Here is a 2,090-nt window from a genome sequence, read left to right as displayed (position 1 = left end):
CACCGGGGTGACCACCGGGATCTCCGCGGCCGACCGGGCACGCACCATCGCGGTCTGCATCGATCCGGCCGCCGACCGGCGCGACCTGGTGGCACCCGGCCACATCTTCCCGCTGATGGCGCGCGAAGGCGGCGTGCTGGTCCGCACCGGCCATACCGAGGCCTCGGTCGACATCTGCCGGCTGGCCGGCCTCTACCCGGCGGGCGTAATCTGCGAGATCATGAACGACGATGGGACGATGGCCCGCCTGCCGGACCTCGTCGCCTTCGCCCAGCTCCACGGCCTCAAGATCGGCAAGATCGCCGACCTGGTGAGCCACCGTCTGCGCCACGACCGGCTGGTCGAGCGCGATGTGGTGACCAGCTTCGAGAGCCGCTATGGCGGCCAGTGGCGCCTGCAGGTCTACAAGTCGGCGATGGACAAGGTCGAGCACGTGGCCCTGGTCAAGGGCGACGTGCGCTCGGGCGGGCCGGTGCTGGTGCGCATGCACTCCGTCCACATCCTGGAGGACCTGCTGGGGGCGGGCGAGAGCGGCCGCGGCGATCAGCTCCACCGGGCGATGGAGCAGATCGGCCGGGCCGGGCGCGGCGTGGTCGTGCTCCTGCGCGAGCCTACCCCCAACGCGATCTCCGAGCGGGTGCTGGTCAGCCTCGGCCAGAAGGCCGCGCCGCCGGGCGACCTGCGCGTCTATGGCATTGGCGCCCAGATCCTGGTGGATCTGGGCGTAAAGGACATGATCCTGCTTTCCAACACCGGCCGTTCGATCATCGCGCTCGACGGGTGGGGGCTGCGGGTCGTCGAGACCCGCGCGATCGACTGAGGAATCTTCATGGCCGGCAGCGGCGACCAACTCTCCATCCCTGTGCTGGCGCGCGCGCGCATCCTGATCGTGGAGGCGCGCTACCACGCCCACATCAACGACATGCTCCTGGCCGGCGTGCGGCGGATGCTGGAGCGCGCCCGGGTCAACCGGGTCGAGCATGTGGTGGTCCCGGGCGCGCTTGAGATCCCGGCAGCGATCGCATTGGCGCCCAAGAGCTATGACGGGTTCGTGGCCATCGGCGTGGTGATCCGCGGCGAGACCACCCATTACGACACGGTGGCCTATGAGAGCTCGCGCGGGATCACCGACCTCGCCGTGCGCGAGCAGCGCCTGATCGGCAACGGCATCCTGACCGTGGAGAACGAGCAGCAGGCGATCGTGCGGGCCGACCCGGCCCAGATGGACAAAGGCGGGGGTGCTGCGCTCGCTGCCTTGCACCTGATCGCGTTGCGGGACAGATTCAGAGGATGACCCGCAAGAAGACCAACAAGCCAATCACCAAGCGTCGCGCCGCCCGCTTCGCCGCGATCCAGGCCCTCTACCAGATCGAGCTGATGGGCGCGAAGCCCTCAACGGTAGCCGCCGAGTTCGACGACCATCGGCTTTCCACCCTGTTCGAGCCGTTCCTGCCCGACGAGCCGGCCCCTGAGGTCGACCGCGAGTGGTTCAAGCTCGTGGTGCTGGGTGCCGCCCAGCATGCCGATGCGCTGGACCGGCAGATCGCCCCGCTGCTCGCCAGCGGCTGGACGATCGAGCGGTTGTCGGCACCGATGCGCGCGCTGCTGCACTGCGCCGCGTTCGAGCTGGCGCATCGTTCCGACGTGCCGACCAACGTGGTGGTCGACGAATATGTCGAGCTGGCGTTCGGCTTCTTCGAAGGCGGCGAGCCCAGCTTCGTCAACGCGATCCTGGACCGGCTCTCCCGGATGCTGCGCCCGGCCGGCCCGACCGTCTGAGCCTGAAGAGGAGGCTGCCGGATGGCGCAGGGCGAGTTCCAGATGATCGACCGGCTGCTCAAGCCGCTGGCGGCCGGCTGTCCAGGCGCACTCGGGCTTACCGACGACGCCGCCCTGCTGGCGCAACTGCCGGGCACCGAGCTGGTGCTCGCCAAGGATGCGATCGTCGAGGCCGTCCACTTCCGCAGGGAGGATCCCCCGGGCACGGTGGCGCAGAAGCTCCTGCGCCAGAACCTGTCCGACCTCGCCGCCATGGGGGCCGAGCCCGTGGGCTACCTCACCGCGTTCGGCCTGCGCCGGGACCTCTCCGA

The 2,090-nt window shown here is 69.6% G+C and carries 4 protein-coding genes; all 4 read left to right on the top strand.

Going from position 1 to position 2,090, the window contains the following annotated elements:
- Positions 1-820: 3,4-dihydroxy-2-butanone-4-phosphate synthase (locus EQG76_RS14010; protein ID WP_159714443.1), on the top strand; the 820-nt coding region annotated here is incomplete at its 5' end.
- A gap of 9 nt (positions 821-829) precedes the next feature.
- On the top strand, positions 830-1,294 hold the full coding sequence (gene ribH, locus EQG76_RS14005) for a 6,7-dimethyl-8-ribityllumazine synthase (protein ID WP_159714440.1): 465 nt from the start codon (positions 830-832) through the stop codon (positions 1,292-1,294).
- Positions 1,291-1,779, top strand: a complete 489-nt coding sequence (nusB, locus tag EQG76_RS14000; protein WP_159714437.1) for a transcription antitermination factor NusB — start codon at positions 1,291-1,293, stop codon at positions 1,777-1,779. Before ribH ends, nusB begins: the two co-directional genes overlap by 4 nt.
- Before the next feature lie 21 nt (positions 1,780-1,800).
- Positions 1,801-2,090, top strand: a 290-nt coding sequence (locus EQG76_RS13995; protein ID WP_235031362.1) for an AIR synthase related protein, incomplete at its 3' end; no start/stop codon positions are given.

This window comes from Geminicoccus flavidas (assembly GCF_009806515.1).
In the GTDB taxonomy this organism is placed as follows: Bacteria; Pseudomonadota; Alphaproteobacteria; order Geminicoccales; family Geminicoccaceae; genus Geminicoccus; species Geminicoccus flavidus.
The sequence above is the reverse complement of the archived record's forward strand: the minus strand, read 5'-3'. Positions and strand labels throughout refer to the sequence as shown.

Excerpts from the sequence above, each read along its gene's own strand:
- ribH (WP_159714440.1), top strand. The coding sequence starts at position 830 with ATGGCCGGCAGCGGCGACCAACTCTCCATCCCTGTGCTGGCGCGCGCG.
- nusB (WP_159714437.1), top strand. The coding sequence starts at position 1,291 with ATGACCCGCAAGAAGACCAACAAGCCAATCACCAAGCGTCGCGCCGCC.